Raw genomic sequence first — 7,984 nt, forward strand, 5'->3', positions numbered from 1 at the left:
GAATTTATTAAGCTTTATTTTCCTTAATTCTCTTAAACATTGTCTCCAGTGTTAGCTTGAATCTCTTAAGCATTTCAACCTGAAATTTATAGTATTCCTGGGAGGTACTTAATTCATCAGCAGAACCCATAATCTCAATATACAAATCGGCTCTAGAGAATTGTCCATGATGTTGCTCGAAATTATCCATTTCATGACCGCCTCCAATTGAATGTCTTGCTATATCTACACACTTGCCGAATTTTCCATAAAGAAATTGTCCAAATTCGTCTCTGCTGCTCTTAAGCCTTTCGTAGTAATATTTATAGAGAGCAGAAGCAAAATCAGATAATTGATCCTTTGTATAGCATGGTGTACGTAAGTCATCAGCTAAAGAATCTCCGTCTATTACTGGTGTAAATACGACTTTTTTCTTATAATTGATTCTTTGTTTGTTTATCAATTCTATGAGGTCTGTAATTGACTTCATTAAGTTGTATGTTTCCGGAATGCTTGGAGTCTTCTTGCCGGAAAGTTCTCCAATAATAAAGTCCTTTAAGAAGCCAATAGGCAAATGATACAAATCTTTTGATTTCAAGGATATAATACCTTTATTCTTAAGACTTTCAAAATTATTAGAATTAGGAACTTTACGAGGTGCAATTGCCAGGTCTTTTAATATTGAATATTCCCCTGTATTTAATGCTTTATTTGTAAGCTCTTGGAAATAACCTTGGCATATTGTATAATCAGGAAGTTCATTATTTTTGTATATATATGAACCAATTACGTTTTTGCCGTAGAATGGTACTCCTCCTGATTTTTCGTAGGCAAATTCTTTGTTTTTAAGTAGAGTCTCACGCAATTTTGTATCTTCTACTAATTTGCATTCATTCTCCCACATAGACAGAAATGCTTCTTTTGATAAAGGTGTTACATACTCATAACCCGAAATCGTATTTGCTTCACCAGAACCAGGAACTTCACTTATTAATTGATCCCAAGGTGTTGCACCTGTAAGCCAAAAACAGAAAGGTCGTGAGCCATTAGGTAATGTATCACTACTCATGGTTCTCATCTTCATAAATCCAGATGTTGAGTCTAAAGCATATTTGAAGAGATATTCATACTCATCAATCATGAAGAGTATCGTTCTGTCTAATAAATCAGAAAGCCAATATACTAGTCTTTGAAAAACAGATTGTATTCTAGTGCTTGAGAGAGATTCAAGCTTTTCAGCAATTTCTGTCCAATCATCACATGGAGTGATCTCTACACTACCGAATTTTTCTGGTTCTGTAAATAAACCATTATTATATAATGATTCAACTAATATGCCTATCATATGACGATATACGGCATCTGTTCCTTTTATGTCAGATGTCTTTATATCTATATAAACGGGATAAACTGATATGTCTTCCTTTTCTTTCAGTAGAGTGCAGACGGTCTTTAATACACAGGTTTTGCCGAATCGTCTTGCCCCAATAATATTGGTGTTTTGTTTTAATTTTGCGGCAACAATGAGATTATCGAGCAGTTTTTCTCTGCCAAAAAGCTCTTTAGGATTCGATATGTCCTTAACTTGAAAAGGTATGATGTTCATAATTATTTTAATTTGAGCGAATATAATTACATTATGGTACCAATCTCTACAGTTATATCAGGATGATGGATGCTCCACCATCTTCTAAATAGATCTACAGTTATTGTATAAACAGGAAGATCTTCATCTAGAGCATCCTTTAAGACTCTCTTCTTTGTCAAAAGTTCTATAGAATCTGCAAGTTTTGCTGTAAATGCAGAGACTCTTTTGGCTGCCCATAATTCCTGCAACTCAACCATACTTACACCTCTTGGATGTTCTTTGTTCTCCCTGTTAAAATGAACGATGCTTGTTATCAATACGTTTACTTCTTTAGGGTCTGCTGGACTAAACATGTTGTTTTGGAATACATTGTCCGGAAGAGTTTTGACTAATGAGTTTTCTGAAGGAGAAATTTCACCAGTCAAAATTTTGATTACATGTTCTAGTTCGGGGTAGCCAATTATAGATCTTTTATTTTCAACTGCATAAAAACCACAATATTTGCAAATCATTTGGACAAAATAAGGTACATCGCCAGATAGTCGATGAATATGATCTACAGCTTCCTTTGTAAAGACTAGTTTATCTCCTAGTACTTGGATCAATTCCTCTGCAGAATCTTTGTCAATCTCACTGATTTGTTCTTTTTTACAACCTACCAACTGCCCTTGAATTCCATATTTCGGATCTTCAAGCAATGCATCTACATCATATGTTCCTGCATATATGAAACCCGCTTTTGCCTCAAATGAAAATTGTCTTAATGTGTGCAAGAAAGCAGGGTTTACTACTGAATTATCCATCATTACCTTGATGAAAGAAAACTCATCAACAAAGAATATAGGGTAAATATGCTTCTTCTGTAAGAACGTCAAGGCATTATTGAGTTCCTTTGCCCTAGGCCTCTCAGGCATATTTAATTCTTTATATCCTTCTGCTCCGATATATGGTTCAAGGTACTCGTTGAATTGGTCAAACAACAAGTACTCCCACATATCATGAGCATTTCCGAAGCTGGATGCTTGTGATAAATCCCAGTAAAAAGTTGCAATACAATATTTTTCACCAGATATAGTAATTTGTTTCTTATCAAGTGCGTTTCTAAGATATTTTAATATTGAACTTTTTCCTGTCCTGGTTAATCCGTATAATATATAGGGCTTATCTCTTTCTATTGACGTATAGTGTTTAGTCAACATTTCAAGTATTTGTTTTCTGCCCTTAAACATTTGCTCTACAGGAATAGGTCCATCATTCCATGGAATATCTTCGTATTTCAATGTTGATTCCGGTTCTTTCTCCAGAGTGAATTCAAACTCCGTAGATGGAAGTTCCTTTCCTTGATAAATCGCACTTATTGACATTACCAACTTGATAGATTCAACCTCGTTCATTGCTGGAGGTAATTTCATTGGTACCTCCAAATTATTACCAGATGGAATTTCATTCTTGTAAGTATTCTTGCCTTTAATTGATGCGCCAGTTGTGAGGTTAATTACATTTGGAATCATAATGCATCCTTCTGCCGTACTTTCACCTTTATTTTTGATGAGTAGATTGACTACTTTGGAACCGTCAAGATCAACTATATACGGAGGGTCAGCTAATACAACCAGCTGTGGCATTGTGTCGGCGATTTTCTTTTCAAGAGCATTCATTACTACTCTTTTCCACTTACTTAAGAGTGGAAAGAAAAAAGTCCTTCCATAATACGTTGTGTTATCATTGATAAAAACAAGCTGTTCATCAATGATTCTTTGTACTTGAATTAATAAATTAGTTCTTTCTACTTGGTTTCTATTTGTGTAAGGACTTAGAATTAATAAAATCTTGTCAGCTGCAATTTTTGATTCTGTTTCTGTTTCATTGAGAAGATCGCTTAATTTTGAAACTACATCCCATTTCTCTTGGATTGAAGACAAAAGATGAATGTTTAGTTCTTCTTTTACTACGGTTGACAACGAATTGGCGAAGTTTACATTCCTTTCTTGTCTGTATGATAAAGATTTTTTTAGAAAGACTCCAGGTGATAAGCTAGTCTCAATGTTTGTTCCATTAATTCTATTAATTATGTTGTATATGTCGGGACGTTTTGTGTTGTCCTTTAATGCATTATGGAACTCACGTCTCCATTCTCCTTTCCATCTGTTAAACCATAATTCATTCCAGGCTTTAGAACTTGCGGATCCAACTTCAATAATTGTTTTCCACAAAATATCATTGACGGCTTGGTTATGACTGTTGATACAAGATAGAAATATCTTGTTGAAATTTCCAGTTAAATCAACTTCAAGGTTGTTCTCAAAATTGCTAATCGCCACATTCAATTTGATATAATTACAAAGAATCATGCTTAACATGTTTGTATTAGTATTTGATAACAAATTAAGTGATTCAATGTAATAACTACAAGCACTATCTTTTAGTCGTTTTAGATATAGTATATTTGAATGTTTAGACGATTTTATGTCATTATTAAACTGATTAAAAAGAAAATTAGCTTTATAGACTGCATAAAAGGCAACAGACTCCATGTAATTTGACAAATCATAACTACCAACAGGAAGCTCGCTGAAGGCTTTTGCGGCTTCTAGGTAAATTGGGTATCTTTCGCCTAGATCGGTTCCTTTATACGATTTTGCTTCTTCAAGAATAGACTGTGCAATTGAAGGTGACGGAACTCCACCATTAGATATGATTAGATCATGATTAAACTTATGTTCTTTTATATCAATATCAATCATTTTACTGATAGTTAATGCGGAATCGTCTATTTCAAGCATTAATTCTTTATCATCTTCAGAATTGTCTGAGACTGAACTTGATGAACTTTCAATAGAAACAGAGGATAAAGAACCTGTTTTGATTTGATCAAGCAGTGTTGCCGCATATTTGTTTTGCGGATTATATCGCAATGCTTTTTCAACAGATTTTTGTGCGTCACTTAAGTCTGTTTTATCCATTGCTTGTAAACGGGCTAATTCTGTATATAAATGACTTAAGTTCTTAGGCTCACCTCCTACAGACTCGATAAACTCTATCAATGAAGAATAGGCTAATTGAGCGTTTTTATAATCTGTTATAGAGGAATATGCTTGTGCCTTTCTAAGGAGCAAGCTACTTTTGTATTTATTATCAACTAAAGTTTGATCTAATATTTCATCAATGGTAGATATTGCGGTCGCGTGCTCTCCATTCCTGATTAGTTCATTCAGTTGTTTTTCAATTTCCTTATATCCCTTAGGAATCTTAGTCGCAGACTTTATGCTTTCTAGTTTTTCTTTGATAAAGGCATTGACACATTTCATCGCTTGGATCAATTTGCCAATTTTCCAAAGTGCTTGTTGCCCCATGGATTGAGAACGTAAGAAATAACAAAGAGCTTTTGCTTGACGATAATGTCCTTCACTAATTGCTTGCTTAAGCAAATCTACATATCCAATAATAGTGTTTGGGGATAGGGTTAGATATACTCCTTTAACTTCAAACTGCGGAGTCTGATGATAATATATTACAACTGGTAAACTGTCTCCGATAGAAAAGTGCAGAAGATCCTGCATTAACGAAGTCTCAATAATCGTATATGTATTGACAGACAACTTAGGTTGTTCATCTGTACTTACACGAAATGAGCGTCGAATTACTTCATTCACATTTGCATTCGAGGCAACTATTGTGTTTTTTTCAGTTACCGTCAGTGAATTTTGTATTTCAGAAACGATAGAAACTAGATTGTTCCTGTCTATTTGATCCCAACTAGACTCGTATTTTCCGATTGTAACAAATGCTTGTTTTGGCTTGGAAGGATGTTCGTCTTTGGGGGTAGATGTGATCGGAGCAACACTCGTTCTATCATTAGTAGTAGAGTCATTTGAGCCTTTGACCTCTTTGCTTGATTTATCTGTAGCTTTTAATTTCAGGTCAATGATGTCCTCATCTTTACAAAAAACGACTGCGCCATTTGTCTTTTTAATGGCAATTAAGGAAGATGAAATTTTCATTATTTCACCTTCTATGGTTTGTTCTTTAGTAGTGATATTGATAATATCTCCTACTTTAGCTATATCTAAAATAAAATCTAAATACATACTATTTGTTTTCTAATCTCGCCAAAGTCCATCCATAGCATGAATTGCATATTCTGGAATTTGGATTGTTTACTTCGATAGCATATTTTTTTGAAGTTTTGCTCTTGCCACAAATATGACAAGTAAAAGATTCTACCTTGTCGTTTTTGATTAAAGTAATACCGGACCTTACATTGCTATTTGAAACGTTAGTTTGCATTTTCCCTCCAATTTCATTTGTCACTGTAGGATGAATCTCAACATGTGAAATATCAGAATCTTTTTTTATAATAACAGAACCATCTGTTTTTTGAATGGCTATAAGTTCTTTCGACAATTTTACAATTGCGCCCTCAATTGTCTCGGTACTAGTTCTAATAGTAACTTGATTACCAACTTCTGCTATATCTACAATGAAATCTAAAAACATAATCACATTTCTATTTGTTGTGACTTATTTGAATTGTCAATATTTGGACACAAATATATAAAAGGATTTGCAGATTCACGAAGAAATATCCGAAAATCTGCAATTCTCTTGTAAAAAAGTTAGTTTCCTTATTCGTTAGCGACCAAAGTTACCGTTTTCGTCTAGAGGTAGTCAGATTATTATCATTCTTCTTCTCTCCCCAGGGCATATCCGATGATGAACCACCGCCACCTGTGCCAACATGAGTCTGTGCTGGACCACCTGAAAGCATCTCAAATATAGCACCAAGCAGTTGGGCTTGAACCTGGCTCACTTGCTCAAACGGCTCAAAGATTTCATTGACAAGTTCATATTCGGTAAACTCACCATTCAGATACTTTTGTATAACAGGATTGTACCACTCGAAATACTTCGCATCCTCAAAGGTCTCATTTTCCACCTTAGTTTGAATGCGAAGGCTTGGTATGTTTGAGTGGCGAGGCGATATGCGAATACCTGTGAGTGTTGCACCCGATGAGAGGCGATATCGATGCGGATTGGCCTTTCTGTCAAGTGTGTCAATACGCTGCTTCTGCTTTTCTATGGTAGCTTCGTGAGCAATGAGCTTTCGCTCGGCAACTTCAGCCCGTTTGATTGCCTTGTCAATCTCCACCATGTAACCATTACGATATTTCGCTAGTTCGGCCTTATGTTGCTCCTTTAGTTGCAGCAGTTCCTGTTCTAATTGAGCTATGCGTTGCTGTAACTTTTCTATCTGCTTGTCCTTATCCGATAGTTTTTTCTTTGCTTCAGCCAATTCTCCCGTACCGAAGAATGACAATATCTTGGAACGACCTTCACGTGCCTTTTCAACCTCTGCCTGCAATCTCTCTATGTCATCTTCGTATTTCAACATCTGCTCACGATAGTACTGACCATTAGTCTTATGTCGGGCCGTAGAACCCACCACACCACGTTGCAATCCAAATGGTTTCATTGCAACGGCATAGGTATTCTGATATTGGAACAGCTTGCCACGAGACATTACGTCATCTGCGGATAATCGTGGACCACTCTTAGTTTCATATTTCTTATCACCCTCACGCTCCTTGCGTCTGCGTTCTGTGGTCACGATGGGTATAATGGTGGCATGCAGATGGGGTGTCTTCTCATCCATGTGCAGCACACACGACACAAGATTCTCTTCACCGAATGTATCTTTTAGCCATGACAGATTAGCCTTGATCCATTGGTCAAGTTTACCTTCATGCTGAAGCTTCATCATCTGCTCGTGTGTTCCGGTCAAGATGATACGTATAGCCTTGGTCTGATTCTTACCGACCTTTCGGTGTAAACCAGCATGGTCTATACGATACTGAATAGCCTCGGTTCTGTTGGCAACTCCTTGCGGAAATTCTATCAGTTCCCGATTCAGATGTGTCCGTTTTGCATCGGCATTATCCGGCACATATGTTTTACCCTTTGCATCCTTTCTCTCTATGTGGCATGACATACCGCTGTCACTTCCACTGCCACGTTGCAGGTGGCATACTGCATATTGAATATTACTCATTGTGATTTGTTTTAAGTTAAACGATTGTTCTATAAAATGCCGTTATATAATACCGCTCTTTGTGTAGCAGGTATCTTCAAGAACTTATGGGACTTTTTCATTCTGCCACATCGGAGGTGGTCAAGATGAAAATGCCCTAATAAGCTACGGCATTTTATAAAGCCTTTCACCTGAAGGATCCTCCTGACCATTAGGATTCATCTACCAGAACCAAATCCAGTTCGTCAATGAGATTTTGCAATACAGGATTGTAGCTAACACTTGAAAAGGGACCCGGGTAGCATTTGAAACGTGCCCCACCCATGGGTATGTTTAACCGAACAAAATTGGTATATTCATAAAAACCAATGGCGTTCATAATATGTACC

Annotated in this window: 4 protein-coding genes; all 4 read right to left on the bottom strand. The window is 36.2% G+C overall.

The genetic code is table 11. The annotated features are described in order from the left end of the window. Positions 1-7 precede the first annotated feature (7 nt). The gene (locus ACESTD_RS15625; RefSeq protein ID WP_195289054.1) at positions 8-1,585 is read right to left on the bottom strand and encodes a hypothetical protein; all 1,578 of its coding nucleotides are present in this window, start codon (positions 1,583-1,585) and stop codon (positions 8-10) included. 26 nt (positions 1,586-1,611) lie between these two features. Next, positions 1,612-5,655 carry an ATP-binding protein gene (locus ACESTD_RS15630; protein WP_195289055.1) on the bottom strand — a complete coding sequence of 1,348 codons (4,044 nt, stop codon included), beginning with the start codon at positions 5,653-5,655 and terminating at the stop codon, positions 1,612-1,614. 1 nt (position 5,656) lies between these two features. Then, positions 5,657-6,064, bottom strand: coding sequence for a hypothetical protein (locus ACESTD_RS15635; protein ID WP_195289056.1), 408 nt, complete (start codon positions 6,062-6,064; stop codon positions 5,657-5,659). A 148-nt stretch (positions 6,065-6,212) separates the two neighbouring features. Then, a complete protein-coding gene (mobV, locus tag ACESTD_RS15640; RefSeq protein ID WP_195289057.1) occupies positions 6,213-7,616 on the bottom strand; it encodes a MobV family relaxase in 1,404 nt (467 codons plus the stop codon). Between the last annotated feature and the right edge of the window lie 368 nt (positions 7,617-7,984).

This window comes from Bacteroides sp. AR20, from assembly GCF_964250605.1.
In the GTDB taxonomy this organism is placed as follows: Bacteria; Bacteroidota; Bacteroidia; order Bacteroidales; family Bacteroidaceae; genus Bacteroides; species Bacteroides uniformis.

Bases quoted from the DNA above. Each gene is read 5' to 3' on its own strand.
- ACESTD_RS15625 (WP_195289054.1), bottom strand. From the start codon at position 1,585: ATGAACATCATACCTTTTCAAGTTAAGGACATATCGAATCCTAAAGAG.
- ACESTD_RS15630 (WP_195289055.1), bottom strand. From the start codon at position 5,655: ATGTATTTAGATTTTATTTTAGATATAGCTAAAGTAGGAGATATTATC.
- ACESTD_RS15635 (WP_195289056.1), bottom strand. From the start codon at position 6,064: ATGTTTTTAGATTTCATTGTAGATATAGCAGAAGTTGGTAATCAAGTT.
- mobV (WP_195289057.1), bottom strand. From the start codon at position 7,616: ATGAGTAATATTCAATATGCAGTATGCCACCTGCAACGTGGCAGTGGA.